Genomic DNA, 16,644 nt, shown 5'->3' with positions numbered 1-16,644 from the left:
GGGATAAGTCGATTGAATGAGTTCAACCGCGTCGCGGTAAGAGCAGCGCCCCTCACGCAGATCCGCCACGCGCTCGGTGGCGAACCCCGCCGACGCGAGCGCCGACCGGCAAGCGGCCACGTCGGTTCGGAACGCGTCCAGTCGCTCGACGCGTAGCGGCAGCGGCATGAGATCGGCCTCTTCCGGCGGCGGCGAGCCGATTAGCAACATGAGCATGATCAGCGCCAGCGCCGCCAAAGCGGACGCCGCCCAGATGCGGGCGCGCTCATGCTCCTCCTTAGAGGGCGGCGGAAGAGATCCGATTATCCGCATGCGAAAAGGAAACCGCGCCTTGACCGATTCCTGGCATACCGCCTAGGACATCCGGCCCGGCGCGCCTACCTCAAGCGCTGCGGCTGAGGCCTCGTGGCGGAGTGGCGACGCAGCGGACTGCAAATCCGCGAACCCCGGTTCAATTCCGGGCGAGGCCTCCAATCTTTTCCACCACAATCTCAAGGCTTTCGAAGGCTTGGTGAAGAAAGCGTAGCCCGTTTACGTTTCCTTTACCGGTTAGTGGGAAATTCACCTTGTCTTCCCTTGGAGACACCCCACCATACCCAACGCCTTCGAGGGCCCCGCAAGGGGCCCTCGTTTTCCTTTGGGGTCGAGGTGACGCGCAAAGGGCCCTTTTCCCCCGGCGCCGAACTTGATAGAGACCCCGCTCCCGCCGATGGCGGGATAAGATGGTCCTCGGTAGCTCAGTGGTAGAGCAACCGGCTGTTAACCGGTTGGTCGTAGGTTCGAGTCCTACCTTCGGAGCCACTTATCTTGCTTCCATAGCTCAGCAGGTAGAGTGCTTCCATGGTAAGGAAGAGGTCACCGGTTCGAGCCCGGTTGGAAGCTTATTTTCCAAATACATACTCGTTATACATAAGAGGCCCCTTGGTCAAGCGGTTAAGACACCGCCCTTTCACGGCGGTAACACGGGTTCGAATCCCGTAGGGGTCACCATTTATACTTTTTACGTAACTTTAACCAGTATGTAAAAAGAATCAAAAGCAAGTAGTTCTAGGAAACGATCAAATGAATGAAGGAGCGTACAAACGTACGTGACTGACATGAATGCGAGAGTTGACAACGAAATGCGCAGCTTTTCATTCTTTTTAACGGAGGATTAGCTCAGCTGGGAGAGCATCTGCCTTACAAGCAGAGGGTCGGCGGTTCGAGCCCGTCATCCTCCACCATAGTTTTTTACCCTTGGAGGGGTAGTGAAGTGGCTAAACACGACGGACTGTAAATCCGTTCCTTCGGGTTCGGCGGTTCGAATCCGCCCCCCTCCACCATTTTTTAATCGCATTGGGGTATAGCCAAGCGGTAAGGCAACGGATTTTGATTCCGTCATGCCCTGGTTCGAATCCAGGTACCCCAGCCATTTTTGAGCCATTAGCTCAGTTGGTAGAGCATCTGACTTTTAATCAGAGGGTCGTAGGTTCGAATCCTACATGGCTCACTTTTATTTCATATTTTTCGGGGCCTTAGCTCAGCTGGGAGAGCGCCTGCCTTGCACGCAGGAGGTCAGCGGTTCGATCCCGCTAGGCTCCATCATAAAACGTTTGGAATGTTCATTAATTCCAAGCGTTTTTTTAATTTTATAAATCATTCAAAACGATCTTATCCAAAATAATAAGTCGACAACAAATCGATAAATTCCTCCTCTAAATCTCTTTTATTCTTTACCACCACATAAGTCGTTACTTTAGGAAGCTCAAATAAATCAAATGGTATATGCATAATTCGACCCTCTAGTAGTTCCCTACGTACGATTGAGTGTGGCAGGATGGATATCCCAAGTCCTTCTTGAATAAAGCGCTTTGTTATATGTGCTTGAGAAACTTTCATTGTCCGAACTCCTGGTACTTCTTTTCTAAGTCTTATTAAAACATCATCCCAAAATACAGGGTGGTGATGGGTGAAGAGGGTCAGTGATTGTAAATACTCTAGACTATCGATTGGTGGACCAGCTTCATCATCATAGGCATCTCTTGGACCAATTAAGAGAAGAGACTCTTCAAAAATCGGAATGGACTGAATATGTTTATAAGTTGTGGGTAAAGCAGATATCCCTAAATGGACAATCTCGTTATCCACAAGTTCTTCAATCAATTGTGAATCTTCCACCCGAATTGTAATTTCAAGTTGTGGATGCTTTTCTATAAATGTGCGTAAAATTGATGGGAAAATGGTTTCAGCGACTAATGGAGATATGGCAATCGTCCATTTATGTCGGAAGCCTTGTTTAAATGCGTGTAAATGTTGGATGCTTTCTTCCATTTGACGAAGAATTCTTTGTGCTTCAGTTACATAGAGTTTACCGGCATCCGTTAAGGTCACCCGATTGTTTATTCTCTCAAACAGGGCGATTCCTAAAAACTCTTCTAGCAGTTTTATGTGGACAGTTACGCTTGGTTGAGAGAGCATTAGTTGCTCAGATGCTTTCCTGAAGTTCAATGTTTCCGCAGCTACTGTAAACGTCTTTAACCATTGTAATTCCATATGAATGCCTACCCTCGATTAATAATTCTTATTGAATCAATTATATATCTTCAATTTTTATTATCAATAAAAGAACATATACTTGAAATATAGGAGGCGGTATATATGTTTCAAAAAGGATTAAAAGATGTGGTGGCAGTTCAGACAAAAATTGCATCGGTAGACGGGGAAAAAGGAGAATTAAGATATCGGGGAGAACTTGTGGATAACCTCATAACGAACTGTAGTTTTGAAAAGTTATCCACCTACTTATGGACAGGTGTGCATAGTAAGCCCTCGTCCTTATTTTTAGAAGGACGGAAGTTACCGGAGCATGTTATTCAGTTGCTTCGAACTTTACCTAAAAATCTACAACTTATGGATGGGGTTCGAACGGCTGTATCTGCTTATGCGACGCCGAATTTTCTGAAAAAATCTTCTTATGATCAATCGGTTTCATTAACCGCAGCTTTGCCTGTGATTGTTGCCTTTTTGTATCGTCAAAATCAGAATTTAGAGCCTTTAGAATCCAATGAAGAATTAGGCCATACTGCAAATTATTTATACTTATTAACAGGGATATCCCCAACTTCAACAGAAGTAGCTGCGCTAGAGACGTATTTGATGTTAACGATGGAGCATGGAATGAATGCATCTACCTTTGCTGGGAGAGTGACAATCTCAACTGAATCAGACATTCCATCTGCAATTGTATCGGCTCTAGGAACCATGAAAGGTCCGTTACATGGTGGTGCACCATCTGGTGTGTTGGACTTACTTGATGAAATTCAGTCACCAGAACGCGTAAGGTCAACGATTACAAGCAAGCTTGAAAAAGGCGAGCGCATCATGGGGTTTGGTCACCGAATCTATAAGACGGAAGATCCGAGGTCGATCTTACTGAGAGAAAAATGTCTACAACTTCAAGGGGAAGATAAATGGTTAGACTTGGCGACATATGCTGAGAAAGAAATTATTCAATTACTCAATGAACATAAACCGGGGCGTAAGTTATATACAAATGTTGAATTTTATGCGGCGGCCATTATGCGAGCTATTCAAATGGATGCAGCTTTATTTACACCGACATTTAGTGTGGCACGCATTGTTGGGTGGACAGCTCATGCAATGGAACAAATCGATGATCATACGATATTTAGACCGCAGTCCGTATATGTGGGGAAATCTTTTGTATGATAGAAGAAAATCATTTGTAAGGAGATCTAAAGATGACATCGATTTTAATTCATAACAACGTGACTTTGCGTCCTATGCAGGAAAGCGACAGCGCAGCCTTATGGCGTATAACGAAGCCAGAAACGTTTACCCATATGCTCAATCAACTGCAAACTTACGAAGAATTTGTAAAATGGATGGACGCAGGTTTAAGTCAAATGACTACGACGGACGGCACGATTGTATATACAGTGGTTGACTCAGAAACGAACGAAGTTATGGGTTCAACACGTATATATAATATCGATTTTGTGAATAAATCTTGCGAAATTGGATCGACTTTCTATGGAGAAAATTATCAGCGAACACACGTGAACACGACAACCAAATATTTATTGCTTTCGTATGCCTTTGAGACGTTGGGGTTTATTCGAGTGCAGTTTAAAACAGATGCTGATAATCTCCGTTCTCAAAAAGCGATTGAACGAATTGGTGCCAGTAAAGAGGGCATATTACGCAATGAACGCATTCGTTCGACTGGACTCCCTAGAAATGCTGTGGTCTATTCGATCATTTATGAAGAGTGGCCAAAGATGAAAGAGCAACTAATAAATAAGATGAATAATTATGCATAATCGTGTTGGGTTGAGCCAAGTGCCTTCCGCCATTTACAATAGAGTTAAGTAAATGAGGAGGTATAAAATGATGAATAATTTAAATATATCTTTAATCGGTGTACCTATGGATTTAGGACAAAATCGTCGCGGGGTTGATATGGGACCTAGCGCAATCCGTTATGCTGGAGTTGTAGAACGCTTAGAAGAAATTGGTCATAAGGTGACAGACGAGGGTGATATTCGAATTGCTGCTGCAGAAAAAACAGCACCAACGGATACAAACCTTCGCAATTTAAAAGAAGTGACAGACGCTAGTACATCACTTGCAAACAAAATACATGAAGTAATGGAAAATGGTCAATTCCCACTTGTCTTAGGTGGCGATCACAGTATTGCGATTGGAACGTTAGCTGGACTAGGTGACCGTTATGAAAATCTAGGCGTCATTTGGTATGATGCGCATGCAGATTTAAACACTGGTGATACTTCACCTTCAGGTAATATTCATGGTATGCCTCTTGCAGTTAGCATTGGTTTAGGTCATGAGCAATTAGTGAACATCCGTGGATTTGCTCCAAAAATCAAACCTGAAAATGTTGTCATTATCGGAGCTCGTTCGATTGACCCAGGTGAGCGCGAATTGATTAAACAAACAGGTATTAAAGTATTTACAATGCACGAAATTGACAAATTAGGAATGACAGAAGTTATGAACAAAGCTATGTGGTACTTAAAAGACCGCGAAGTAGATGGCGTTCATTTATCTCTTGATTTAGATGGTATTGACCCAATTTACACACCAGGCGTTGGAACACCAGTACCGGGTGGTATTAGCTACCGTGAAAGCCATTTAGCGATGGAAATGCTATTTAATTCTGAAATGATTACTTCTGCTGAATTTGTTGAAGTAAACCCAATTTTAGACGAAAAGAATAAAACAGCGGACGTTGCTGTAGCATTAATGGGCTCTTTATTCGGCGAAAAATTACTCTAATTATATCTCAAAATAGCCTAGTATTCTTTTACATAAGAGTACTGGGTTGTTTTTATTTCAACATATTGAATGTTCTAAACAATAAAATCTTTTTCAATAAATGTAAGTTTTTTGAAATGTATTTTGATATAATTAAAAAATAGATAAAAAAATGAAACCTGTCGATACCTTAGTGCGTATAAGTAAGACAGCCGCTTGAGCGGAGGGGAAATCACGATGGATGCGTTGGTCAATAAACGAATAAAAGAAGTTCTTAAAGGCGATCAAAACGCATTCGCGGAGATTGTCGAACTGTATCAAGATAAATTGTATCGCGTGTGCTATCGGATGCTTGGAAATAAGCACGAAGCAGAAGATATAGCGCAAGAAGCGTTTGTTCGAGCATTTGTGAACATACATACGTTTGATACAAAAAGAAAATTTTCAACTTGGTTGTACCGAATTGGAACCAATTTGTGTATCGACCGTATAAGAAAGAAGAAGCCGGATTATTTCTTAGATGCGGAGGTTGCGGGAGCAGAAGGTTTGAATATGTATTCGCAAATCGCCTCGACTGATGAATTACCGGAAGACGAAGTGTTGAAAATGGAAATGCAGGAACGGGTTCAGTATGAAATTAGTCGACTGCCAGATAAATACCGTGCAGTGATTGTTTTAAAATATATGGAAGATTTGCCACTTCAAGAAATTAGCGATATTTTAGACATGCCTCTTGGAACCGTGAAAACACGAATCCACAGAGGCCGAGAAGCGCTACGGAAACAATTAAGTAATATGTAGGAGGTATCACGATGAATAGGTGTCCAGATCATTTCGTTCACTATATGCATGAATATTTAGATGGCGAAATTAGCCGTGAACATGAACTGGAGCTTAAATCCCATTTGCAAACATGTCCATCATGTCAACAGCATATGCAGGAGTTAAGTAAAGTCGTGGCATTTGTACAAAGCGCATCCCATATCGCAGCACCGAATGATTTTACGGCAGCCGTAACGGCAAGATTGCCGAAAGAGCCTTCTCGTGCAGGTATGAAGCGTTGGTTTCATCGCCATCCCATGTTAAGTGCGGCAGCCTTGTTTATGATTTTAATGAGTGCCACTTTATTTTCAAGTTTTAATGAAGATCAACACTTTTCATTTACTAAACAACCGAATCTTGTAGTCGAAGGGGAAAAAGTAATCGTTCCTGCCGGCGAGACCATTGAAGGTGACCTTGTGGTTAAAAACGGGGACTTACAAATTGAAGGAAAAGTAAATGGAAATGTGACGGTTATTAATGGGAATATTAGCGGCGACAATTATATGGCTTCAACAGCCAATGTAACGGGTGAGATAAAAGAGATCGATCAAGTTTTCGATTGGCTTTGGTACAAGATGAAAGACGGAGCAAGAGACATGATGTCCTTGTTTGAGTAAATGAAGAAAATTAGCCTACCCAATCAGGGTAGGCTTTTCATATGGGGGAAAAATGTTGATTTTCATTTCGACGGACGCTTTCCGCGGGCAAGACTTCAGCCGCTTCCCTCGCGATGCTCAGTCCAGGGTCTTCAGTTCTTGCTGATTCCGCTGGAAAGATTAGAACCATAGTTCTAATCTTTGCGACGAAGCTAGCGCAGCGATGCAGGAGCAGATGTTTTACGCCGCCTACATTTCAATCAACTGAAATCGCTGTAGATATAAATTAGTTTAAATGAAATAAAGTCTTTTCAAGAGAGATTTTCTTACCGTTAAATATGTAGTATTAAACTCAGCGTAAAAATTGTCCCTTCTTAAACAAGTGTTAGATACACCTACATTTAGCATGTGTAAGCATGACTCTGCAAAATAAATTAGTAGGAAAGTGGTCGGCTATTTCTGAAGACTTTTGCGGAAAAACGAAACAAGATAGACTCCATAGACTCAGCTGTCAGAGACAGATGAGCCGATGAGACTAGCGTTATATCCACGGAAAGCGAAAGAATAGCCGACGATCCTCATTTGTAATGAATTCTTATTCTTTTATCTACTGTTTGATACCTACCCCATTCAGGGTAGGCTTTTCATTTGGATAAAGCAGAGTAACAACACTTTATGCTATACTTAGTCCATATGAATACGTGGAGAAGAGCGGGGGGTGCCACATGCCGTTTATTGACCAATTTACAGATTTAACGCCGGTAAACGTGCTCGTTAATATACTTGATGTGTTATTAGTGTGGTTCGTCATATATAAGATTATTACGTTAATAAAAGGAACGAAAGCTGTTCAATTATTAAAAGGAATCTTTGTGATTATCATTGCACGAATATTAACAGAAGCGTTCGGTTTAGACACACTCGAATGGTTGCTGCAAGAAGTCATCAACTGGGGTTTCTTAGCGATTATTATTATTTTCCAACCTGAATTACGACGGGCTCTAGAACAGCTAGGTCGTGGTAAGTTATTCGCTCGATCGAATTTGCAAGAGGCAGAAGAGCAAAATCGTTTAGTTGAAGCTATGACAAAATCAGTTAGCTATATGGCAAAACGTCGAATAGGTGCACTGATTTCCATTGAAAGAGAAACGGGTTTGAATGAGTACATTGAAACTGGTATTCAAATGAATTCAGAAGTGACATCGGAATTATTAATTAATATTTTTATTCCCAATACACCACTCCATGATGGAGCAGTTATTATGCAAAAAAATAAAATAGCAGCAGCAGCTTGTTACCTGCCGCTATCAGAAAGTCCTTTTATATCGAAAGATTTAGGAACAAGACATCGTGCAGCACTTGGTATAAGTGAAGTAACGGATGCTATCACGATTATTGTTTCGGAAGAAACGGGAGCTGTTAGCTTAACTTCTAACGGTGACCTTCATAGAAACCTGTCTATTGAAGAATTTGAAACGCGCTTACGCAAAGTTTGGTTTGGACCTGAACCTGAATTAGTGAGTAGCTCCAAGTGGTCATGGAGGGGGAAAAAGAATGGATAAATTGATGGATAGCCCGTGGTTTTTGCGGATCACTGCGCTGCTTCTAGCCATGCTTTTGTTTCTCTCGGCTAAATCAGGAGACGAAAGCTTAAATGCAGCAAACAGCGGCAATATGACAGATATTATTCGCGATATTCCTGTTGAGGTGTATTACGATGATGATAATTTAGTTGTTACTGGAGTTCCTGAAACGGTTGATATGACCATTGAAGGACCAACTTCGTTTGTGCAAACAGCTAAACAATTAAAGGATTTCACTGTATTTGTAGATTTACGCAATTTGAATATGGGTGAACACGAAGTGATGGTACAAGTCGAAAACCTGTATGAAAAGGTAGAGTCCAAATTAGATCCAGCCTATATTGAAGTGAATATAGAAGAAAAAGTAACGAGAGAATTACGGGTGGATCCGGAGTTTAATGAACGTTTACTCGCAGAAAATTTTGTGGTGACGAGCATGAAATCTAGTCCAGAACGTGTTCAAATTACTGGTGCAAAGAGTGTTATTGAGAGCATTAGTTATGTTAAAGCAACCGTTGGTGGAGACCAAGGCCTTAATGAGACATTTACACAAGAAGCAAGTGTTAAAGTTTTGGACAAGGATCTGTCGAAATTGAATGTAACCATTGAGCCTGCAGAAGTTGAGGTTACAGTTGATATTGAAGAATATAGCAGAGAGATTCCAATTTCTCTTCAGCAATCAGGTACGATTAAAGACGGTGTAGTTATTAATGAATTAACACCAAAAACTAAGACTGTTCGAGTATTTGGTAATAAAGCAGTCATCGACAGTCTTGATACACTACCTCTAGATGTAGATGTGAGCACCTTGGAAAAATCGGGCACAATTAAAGTGAAAATCCCTGTTCCAAAAGGTGTGTCAAGAATATCTAAAGAAGAGATAGAAGTAGCGGCGGATGTTACGCCAGCTCCTGTGGATGAAGAAATAAGTGAAGATGATAGTGCTTTAATTGAGTCACGAAATTTTGAAGATGTTAATATAGTGGTTCGAGGTTTAACTGAATCCGATTCGTATTCATTTCTAAAACCTGAGAATGGCCAATTATTATTAACGGTAAAAGGTCTGAATACGTACCTCGATGCGTTAGAAGAAAAAGATTTTCAATTATACGTAGACGCAAGTGACGCACTAGCGGGTGAGAATCAATTAGATGTTCAAGTAGAAGGTTTAGAAGATGAGACCTGGACTGTTTCATCACCGATTATCACCGTTAACGTTGAGCGCACTTAAGTTTGGTTTTTGAAGGAGAGAATATATAATGGGTAAATATTTTGGAACTGACGGTGTACGTGGTGTCGCAAATAGCGAACTAACACCTGAATTAGCATTTAAATTAGGACGTATCGGTGGTTATGTGCTGACGAAAGGCGCAACTGATCGACCAAAAGTTTTAATTGGTCGCGATACACGTATTTCTGGTCATATGTTAGAAGGAGCACTTGTAGCGGGACTTCTTTCTGTTGGTGCAGAAGTAATGCGTTTAGGCGTTATCAGCACACCGGGAGTTTCATACTTAACTCGTGTAATGAGTGCTGAAGCGGGTGTTATGATTTCTGCTTCACATAATCCGGTAGCAGATAACGGCATTAAGTTCTTTGGTTCAGATGGTTTTAAATTGTCTGATGACCAAGAAGCGGAAATTGAAGCACTTCTTGATGCTGAAAATGATGAACTACCTCGTCCGGTTGGTAAAGATTTAGGTTCTGTTACTGACTACTTCGAAGGTGGACAAAAATATATTAGTTATTTAAAACAAACAATAGATGAAGATTTCGTAGGCATTCATGTCGCTTTAGACTGTGCGCACGGTGCAACATCATCCTTAGCAACTCACGTGTTTGCTGATTTAGATGCAGACCTTTCAACAATGGGGGCATCACCAAATGGTTTAAATATCAATGAAGGTGTAGGTTCTACACATCCAGAGGTATTGGCGAAGTTCGTTGTAGATAAGGGTGCGAATGTTGGTCTTGCATTTGATGGAGATGGCGACCGATTAATTGCTGTTGATGAAAAAGGTCAAGTAGTCGATGGCGATCAAATTATGTATATTTGTGCGAAGCATTTACACAAAGAAGGTCGTTTGAAGCATGATACAGTTGTCTCTACTGTGATGAGTAATATGGGCTTCTATAAAGCGATAGAATCTCATGGCATGAAGAGTGTCCAAACCGCAGTTGGTGATCGCTATGTAGTAGAAGAAATGAAAAACAGCGGTTACAACTTAGGTGGCGAACAATCAGGACATATTGTCTTCTTAGACTACAACACAACTGGTGATGGCTTATTAACGGGCCTTCAACTTGTTAATATCATGAAAATAACAGGTAAGAAATTGTCGGATCTAGCAGCTGAAATGACGATATTCCCACAAAAACTAGTGAATGTTCGTGTAACCGACAAGCATGGTGTTACGGACAATGCAACAGTTGCAGCAGTCATCGCTGAAGTAGAAGCTGAAATGGCTGGAAACGGACGTGTCCTTGTTCGTCCTTCAGGAACTGAGCCTCTAGTGCGAGTGATGGTTGAAGCTTCAACAAAAGAAGATTGCGAACGCTTCGTTGAACGTATTGCAGAAGTTGTGCGTACAGAAATGGGCTTAACTGAATAGGTAATGAAACCAGTTTTCTCTTTTTGAGAGAACTGGTTTTTTCTTTTTGTCTGAAATTTTGTTACGATAGTCGAAAGACTTAATTTCAAGGGGGATTTTCATTGGATTATCTATATCAGCCTTATGCGGCAAAACGTAATACCGTTTTTTCAAAAAAGGGAATGGTCGCAACTTCACAACCATTGGCAGCTCAAGCGGGCTTAGAAATATTACAAAAAGGTGGCAACGCGATTGATGCAGCCATAGCAACAGCTGCAGCTCTAACTGTTGTGGAACCAACATCAAACGGTATTGGTGGAGATGCATTTGCACTTGTTTGGACAAGGGATAAACTACATGGCTTAAATGCCTCAGGTCCAGCACCAAAGTCCATATCAGCTAAAGCAATCCGAGAGAAGGGACATGAAAAAATGCCTGTATTCGGTGTGATTCCTGTTACTGTTCCAGGAGTACCTGCTGCTTGGGCAGAATTATCGGAGCGTTTTGGGAAGCTTTCATTAAATGAAGTTTTAGCACCCGCTATCAGATATGCAGAAGAAGGCTATCCGTTAACACCAATTCTAGGGAAGTACTGGAAGCTAGCATATGAGAAGTACAAAACAACGTTTACTTCTGCAGAATTTGCTTCTTGGTTTGAGACATTTGCACCGAATGACCGTGCACCAGAAATCGGAGAAATGTGGTCTTCACCTGGACATGCGAGTACACTTCGTTCAATTGCACAAACCAATGCACGTTCTTTTTATGAGGGTGAGCTTGCTGACAAAATTGATGCTTTTATGAATAAACATGATGGCTATTTATCGAAAGAAGATTTAGTGAGCTATAAACCAGAATGGGTCGAGCCTGTATCAGCTAATTACCGTGGATATGATGTATGGGAAATTCCGGCGAATGGTCAAGGTATGATCGCATTGATGGCTCTGAATTTATATAAACAACTACAAAAACCTGTGTGGGAAAATGCCGAAACGTATCACCAACAAATTGAGTCAATGAAACTGGCATTTACGGATGGACAAGCCTTTATTACTGAACCAAACGACATGCCCATCTCGACGAAAAACTTGTTATCAGAAGACTATGCAGTAAAACGTGCAAGTGGAATTACAGATCGTGCGTCAACACCTGAACCAATGGAATTACCAAAGGGTGGAACCGTGTATTTAGCTGCAGCCGATGAAGAAGGAATTATGATTTCATATATTCAAAGTAATTACATGGGATTCGGCTCAGGAATCGTCATACCAGGAACAGGCATATCCTTGCAAAATCGTGGTCATGACTTCTCTTTAGATGAAACACATCCAAATGTTTTGAAGCCAGGAAAACGTACATATCATACCATTATTCCTGGGTTCTTAACGAAAGATGGGCAAGCCGTGGGTCCATTCGGTGTCATGGGAGGGTATATGCAACCGCAGGGGCATTTCCAAGTCATTGTGAATACTGTAGATTATCTACTGAATCCACAAGCTGCTCTTGATATGCCGCGTTGGCAATGGATGCAAGGCAAAACGGTTCTTGTTGAGCCAGAGTTTCCAAATCAGCTAGCACAGGCTTTAGCAAGAAAAGGGCACCAAATCCAAGTTGCTACAGACACCGGTAGTTTTGGACGAGGTCAAATTATTTGGCGAAACCCTGAAACAGGAGTGCTGCAAGGTGGTACAGAATCGCGAACAGATGGTTCGATTGCTGCTTGGTAAAGATGCTGACACGATTGTCTTGTGATGGAGACAATCGTGTTTTTTTGTTACTTTGTTAATCTTTACAATTAGTTCAACTTTTTAAAAAAACATTTCTCAAATAAAGTATAGAAATCTGCTTAAATAGGTTTTTAGGTATCATGCCATGGGTATAAGTACTTTATTGACGTTTGTGCGTGAATTCAGTATGATAGGTGTGCTGACGTAACTGTAAGTCATTGACAACTGACTACGTCACCGTGCAAAAGGAGTGGAAAAACGCACGTCAAAAATAGGAAAACAATGATAGCGCCTGAGCTGAAGAAATCGGACGAAATGGATCTTCAGCAGACGAGGAGGAGGAGTATCGAAGATTCGGCGGATACCTCCCGGCCGCGATGCCCGGTCGTAATTCTTGTTCTTAAACCGTAAAAGTGATTTTACGATTAAAGGAAGAAGAGGGCACATCTACAGCGTCTGCACGCTTTGCAGGACGCTTATTTTTGATGAATTTAAATTATTGGAGGATTATATATTATGTGTGGAATTGTTGGATACATTGGAGAATTAGATTCGAAAGAGATTTTATTAAAAGGCTTAGAAAAATTAGAGTACCGTGGTTACGATTCAGCTGGTATTGCTGTTCGTAATGAAGATGGTGTTACTGTATTTAAAGAAAAAGGCCGTATTGCTGACTTGCGTGAAGCAGTTGAACTAGATGTTCACGCTAAAACAGGTATTGGGCATACACGTTGGGCTACACATGGTGTGCCGAATCAGTTAAACGCTCATCCACATCAAAGTGAATCAGCACGTTTTACATTGGTTCATAATGGTGTAATCGAAAACTATCATTTATTGCAAAAAGAATATTTACCTGGTGTTGAGATGAAGTCTGATACAGATACTGAAGTCATTGTTCAACTAATCGAGAAGTTCTCTAAAGATGGCATGACAACGGGTGAAGCATTCCGTAAAACATTGTCACTTTTACACGGGTCATATGCGATTGCTTTATTAGACTCAGAAGAAGCGCAAACGATTTTCGTTGCAAAAAACAAGAGTCCGTTATTAGTTGGACTAGGAGATGACTTTAATGTTGTCGCTTCAGACGCGATGGCAATGTTGCAAGTAACGAACCAATATGTGGAACTTCACGATCAAGAAATGGTCATTGTTAAAAAAGAGTCTGTTGAAATTCAAAAGCTAGATGGGTCTGTTGTTGAGCGCGAAGCTTATACGGCTGAATTAGATATGAGCGACATCGAAAAAGGCACATACCCTCACTATATGTTAAAAGAAATTGACGAGCAGCCAGCTGTAATGCGTAAAATCATTCAAGCATACCAAAATGAAAATGGTAATCTTGAAATTGACGAAGCTATTTTAACCGCTTTGAATGAAGCGGATCGTATGTATATCATTGCAGCTGGAACGAGCTATCACGCTGGTTTAGTTGGGAAAGAATACTTCGAGAAAATTGCTGGGATCCCTGTAGAAGTTCATATTTCAAGTGAGTTCGGTTACAACATGCCGTTACTATCTGAAAAACCGTTGTTCATGTTCATCACGCAATCAGGTGAAACAGCAGATAGCCGTCAAGTTCTTGTGAAAATCAAAGAACTTGGTCACCCAACATTAACAGTAACGAATGTGAAGGGATCTACGCTTTCTCGTGAAGCAGATCACACGTTGTTATTACATGCAGGACCTGAAATTGCCGTAGCTTCTACAAAGGCATATACAGCACAAATCGCGGTTCTTGCATTAACAGCAGCAGTTGCTGGGAAAAAAGCGGGACGCGAGGTCGATTTCGATATCGTTCAAGAGTTAGGTATCGTGGCAAATGCTATTCAGGCAATGGTTGATTCTAAAGAAGAAATGGAGCAAATCGCTCGTGACTTCTTATCGACAACTCGCAATGCATTCTTTATCGGTCGTAACTTAGACTTCTGTGTTAGCATGGAAGGCGCATTGAAACTAAAAGAGATTTCTTACATCCAAGCAGAAGGATTCGCTGGTGGCGAATTGAAACACGGAACGATTGCTCTAATCGAAGACGGTACGCCAATCTTCGCTCTTGCAACTCAAAAAGCAGTGAGCTTGAACATTCGCGGAAACGTAAAAGAGGTAGTAGCTCGTGGAGCAAATCCATGTATCATTGCAATGGAAGGCATGGAAGAAGAAGGCGACACATTGGTATTACCAAAAGTGCATCCTTTACTAACACCACTCGTGTCTGTTATTCCATTACAACTGATCAGTTACTATGCAGCACTTCACCGCGACTGTGACGTTGATAAGCCAAGGAATTTAGCTAAATCAGTTACAGTTGAATAGGTTTTGACTACTGATTGATTTATGTGTACCTACTAAATAAAGTAGTTCCTTTGCAAAAAAAATTGTATTCTTAATCAAATAAATCTTTCCCTAACACGAGCGAAAATCGGAATTACCATCCGATTTTCCTCGTGTTTTTTGTTGCATGAAAAGAGCGAGGAAAAAGCCTGAGAAGAGGCTTGAAAAAGAAGATTGAATCCAGCAGTTTAGGGAACAACTAATTTACCTGAAAAAGCTGGATTCTGACAAAAAATAGGGAAAAAAGAGCGAAGTAGAGAACAACTAATTCGCCTACAGATTAGGATAGTCAGTCGTACCAAAGGTTTGACGTGTGGACTAGGGGACGAATTATTTTTTCGTATACACCAATATCTTTCGATGATTAATCATACAAAAAAACTTCCTTCTATAAAAATGACACACCCTAGGGTGCGCTCGCTAATTATGCAGAAGCTAAAATAGAAAAAAATCCGAATGGGGTCACTTTTTTGGAGTGTCCGCCATGCGGGGTTCAGTTCAAACTAATTTCTAGCCATTTCTTAATATTAAGAGAATTTGTAGTCTTACTGTTAATATAAGGGGTGTGTCGTGATGATAGCGCAATATAATCATTGATATAACCGCCAGCACAACCTATTTGAATCCAGTTGTTCATAAAGGATTCAAATGATTTTCCAAGCCTCCATCCGTGAAAATCTTTATCATTTGTTAAATATATAACTTCCCCTATATTGTATTTTCGGTCTATTCCAAAGTAATTCCCCATCCCATCCCCGGAAAAAATAAATGAATTTGACCAAAAATGAAATTCTTCATTCTTTTCATCAAGGTAATCATGGTCTTTCCTTATGGCGTTTAATTGGATTAGCTTATCGAGATTCCATAGCCCTAAATCAAATAAGCCCCCATTCAATATATTCCTGTTCGTATATGGTCCGCCTTGTGCTGAATAGATATTAGAATCATCCAATACACATGTTGAATTTTCTTGTGTATTCCAATAAAAATCACATTGCCGCGAATAATCTATCACTACCTTTTTAAATGATTCTGGAAGTTCAAACCCAATAATGCTTTCAATCTGCAGTACGTCACTTTCTGATGCAGGTTGATCAATAAATAGATCCCCAATGCCGTCCTTATTTTTAATGGAATTAAGTGTTGAAAGTAGAATTTCACTCCAATGAAAATATTCGATAGTTTCTGGTTCGTACCTATTCTGTTCCGGCTCTGATTTTTTGTTTTTTGATGTATAAACTTTTCCTTCGAACCGGACCCATTGAGGCAGCTCTTTAGGATCATTTGGAACCTCCGTATTAAATCGCAGATTAGACTTAAGGAATTCTAATCCTTTTTCTGTAAGAGCATATGTATTTTCAATACGACCCTTAAGGACAGAAATATAATCCTTCTTTATAGCCATATTAAGAAAATCCCGAAACTCAGATTCATCAATATTGTATGTTTTGTGTGAAAATGCCTCTTTCTCCAGTATTTTTCTCAATACACTAAATAGTATTCTCACTCTAATCACCTCTCATTTTTTATGTAAATATACCATATTTACATAATTTCTAACGGGGTGTAGTTTTATGTCTAAAAGAAAAAAGAATATTGTGAATAACCAAATTTTTATATATGATGGTTGAATGAAATAGAAAAATTGGTAATTACTGATTTAGATACGCATATTTCAGATAGAGATTAGAATATGCTGTTCATTACATGA

General features: G+C 40.7%; 13 protein-coding genes and 9 tRNA genes. 19 read left to right on the top strand and 3 right to left on the bottom strand.

Features of this window, described 5'->3' with window-relative positions:
* Positions 1-237 (bottom strand): hypothetical protein (locus tag AC3EA5_RS17400; RefSeq protein ID WP_488609459.1); only part of this gene is annotated, 237 nt, incomplete at its 3' end.
* Between the two features lie 162 nt (positions 238-399).
* On the opposite strand from AC3EA5_RS17400, the gene AC3EA5_RS17395 reads away from it, so the two are divergent.
* The 9 genes from AC3EA5_RS17395 (at position 400) to AC3EA5_RS17355 (ending at position 1,581) form a co-directional block, all read left to right on the top strand.
* A tRNA-Cys gene (locus AC3EA5_RS17395) sits at positions 400-473 on the top strand.
* Positions 474-726: 253 nt separating this feature from the next.
* Positions 727-801: transfer RNA gene (locus tag AC3EA5_RS17390), tRNA-Asn, on the top strand.
* Positions 802-809: 8 nt separating this feature from the next.
* Positions 810-882, top strand: a tRNA-Thr gene (locus AC3EA5_RS17385).
* A gap of 33 nt (positions 883-915) precedes the next feature.
* Positions 916-990: transfer RNA gene (locus AC3EA5_RS17380), tRNA-Glu, on the top strand.
* 157 nt (positions 991-1,147) lie between these two features.
* Positions 1,148-1,223: transfer RNA gene (locus AC3EA5_RS17375), tRNA-Val, on the top strand.
* Between the two features lie 15 nt (positions 1,224-1,238).
* A tRNA-Tyr gene (locus AC3EA5_RS17370) sits at positions 1,239-1,322 on the top strand.
* 14 nt (positions 1,323-1,336) lie between these two features.
* Positions 1,337-1,411 (top strand) — tRNA-Gln (locus AC3EA5_RS17365).
* A 5-nt stretch (positions 1,412-1,416) separates the two neighbouring features.
* Positions 1,417-1,489 (top strand) — tRNA-Lys (locus AC3EA5_RS17360).
* A 19-nt stretch (positions 1,490-1,508) separates the two neighbouring features.
* Positions 1,509-1,581: transfer RNA gene (locus tag AC3EA5_RS17355), tRNA-Ala, on the top strand.
* Positions 1,582-1,650: 69 nt separating this feature from the next.
* Here AC3EA5_RS17355 and AC3EA5_RS17350 read toward each other — a convergent pair.
* On the bottom strand, positions 1,651-2,532 hold the full coding sequence (locus AC3EA5_RS17350; protein ID WP_488609458.1) for a LysR family transcriptional regulator: 882 nt from the start codon (positions 2,530-2,532) through the stop codon (positions 1,651-1,653).
* A gap of 105 nt (positions 2,533-2,637) precedes the next feature.
* On the opposite strand from AC3EA5_RS17350, the gene AC3EA5_RS17345 reads away from it, so the two are divergent.
* The 10 genes from AC3EA5_RS17345 (at position 2,638) to glmS (ending at position 14,915) form a co-directional block, all read left to right on the top strand.
* Positions 2,638-3,708 carry a citrate/2-methylcitrate synthase gene (locus AC3EA5_RS17345; RefSeq protein WP_488609457.1) on the top strand — a complete coding sequence of 357 codons (1,071 nt, stop codon included), beginning with the start codon at positions 2,638-2,640 and terminating at the stop codon, positions 3,706-3,708.
* 32 nt (positions 3,709-3,740) lie between these two features.
* A complete protein-coding gene (locus AC3EA5_RS17340; RefSeq protein WP_488609456.1) occupies positions 3,741-4,322 on the top strand; it encodes a GNAT family N-acetyltransferase in 582 nt (193 codons plus the stop codon).
* 70 nt (positions 4,323-4,392) lie between these two features.
* Positions 4,393-5,298: an arginase gene (rocF, locus tag AC3EA5_RS17335; RefSeq protein WP_488609470.1), complete on the top strand. Its 906-nt coding sequence runs from the start codon at positions 4,393-4,395 to the stop codon at positions 5,296-5,298.
* Between the two features lie 216 nt (positions 5,299-5,514).
* Complete coding sequence (sigW, locus tag AC3EA5_RS17330) at positions 5,515-6,078, top strand: RNA polymerase sigma factor SigW (protein ID WP_488609455.1); 564 nt, start codon at positions 5,515-5,517, stop codon at positions 6,076-6,078.
* Positions 6,079-6,089: 11 nt separating this feature from the next.
* Positions 6,090-6,716 (top strand): zf-HC2 domain-containing protein, encoded by a 627-nt coding sequence (locus AC3EA5_RS17325; RefSeq protein WP_488609454.1) that lies wholly within the window; start codon positions 6,090-6,092, stop codon positions 6,714-6,716.
* A 704-nt stretch (positions 6,717-7,420) separates the two neighbouring features.
* The gene (gene cdaA, locus AC3EA5_RS17320) at positions 7,421-8,257 is read left to right on the top strand and encodes a diadenylate cyclase CdaA (RefSeq protein ID WP_488609453.1); all 837 of its coding nucleotides are present in this window, start codon (positions 7,421-7,423) and stop codon (positions 8,255-8,257) included.
* A complete protein-coding gene (locus tag AC3EA5_RS17315; RefSeq protein WP_488609452.1) occupies positions 8,250-9,509 on the top strand; it encodes a CdaR family protein in 1,260 nt (419 codons plus the stop codon). The genes cdaA and AC3EA5_RS17315 overlap by 8 nt, the downstream gene beginning before the upstream one ends.
* Positions 9,510-9,537: 28 nt before the next feature.
* Positions 9,538-10,890 carry a phosphoglucosamine mutase gene (gene glmM, locus AC3EA5_RS17310; RefSeq protein WP_488609451.1) on the top strand — a complete coding sequence of 451 codons (1,353 nt, stop codon included), beginning with the start codon at positions 9,538-9,540 and terminating at the stop codon, positions 10,888-10,890.
* A gap of 101 nt (positions 10,891-10,991) precedes the next feature.
* Positions 10,992-12,596 (top strand): gamma-glutamyltransferase family protein, encoded by a 1,605-nt coding sequence (locus AC3EA5_RS17305; protein WP_488609450.1) that lies wholly within the window; start codon positions 10,992-10,994, stop codon positions 12,594-12,596.
* Between the two features lie 516 nt (positions 12,597-13,112).
* Complete coding sequence (gene glmS / locus AC3EA5_RS17300) at positions 13,113-14,915, top strand: glutamine--fructose-6-phosphate transaminase (isomerizing) (protein ID WP_488609449.1); 1,803 nt, start codon at positions 13,113-13,115, stop codon at positions 14,913-14,915.
* Between the two features lie 511 nt (positions 14,916-15,426).
* On the opposite strand, the gene AC3EA5_RS17295 is transcribed toward glmS, so the two are convergent.
* Positions 15,427-16,440, bottom strand: coding sequence for an SMI1/KNR4 family protein (locus AC3EA5_RS17295; RefSeq protein WP_488609448.1), 1,014 nt, complete (start codon positions 16,438-16,440; stop codon positions 15,427-15,429).
* Positions 16,441-16,644 lie beyond the last annotated feature (204 nt).

The sequence above is a fragment of the Paenisporosarcina sp. genome (genome assembly GCF_057785155.1).
This window is presented reverse-complemented; position numbering and strand designations above follow the sequence as displayed.

Coding starts and splice junctions, on each gene's coding strand:
- rocF (WP_488609470.1), top strand. CDS start 4,393: ATGAATAATTTAAATATATCTTTAATCGGTGTACCTATGGATTTAGGA.
- AC3EA5_RS17325 (WP_488609454.1), top strand. CDS start 6,090: ATGAATAGGTGTCCAGATCATTTCGTTCACTATATGCATGAATATTTA.
- glmS (WP_488609449.1), top strand. CDS start 13,113: ATGTGTGGAATTGTTGGATACATTGGAGAATTAGATTCGAAAGAGATT.
- glmM (WP_488609451.1), top strand. CDS start 9,538: ATGGGTAAATATTTTGGAACTGACGGTGTACGTGGTGTCGCAAATAGC.
- AC3EA5_RS17315 (WP_488609452.1), top strand. CDS start 8,250: ATGGATAAATTGATGGATAGCCCGTGGTTTTTGCGGATCACTGCGCTG.
- sigW (WP_488609455.1), top strand. CDS start 5,515: ATGGATGCGTTGGTCAATAAACGAATAAAAGAAGTTCTTAAAGGCGAT.
- cdaA (WP_488609453.1), top strand. CDS start 7,421: ATGCCGTTTATTGACCAATTTACAGATTTAACGCCGGTAAACGTGCTC.
- AC3EA5_RS17340 (WP_488609456.1), top strand. CDS start 3,741: ATGACATCGATTTTAATTCATAACAACGTGACTTTGCGTCCTATGCAG.
- AC3EA5_RS17350 (WP_488609458.1), bottom strand. CDS start 2,532: ATGGAATTACAATGGTTAAAGACGTTTACAGTAGCTGCGGAAACATTG.
- AC3EA5_RS17345 (WP_488609457.1), top strand. CDS start 2,638: ATGTTTCAAAAAGGATTAAAAGATGTGGTGGCAGTTCAGACAAAAATT.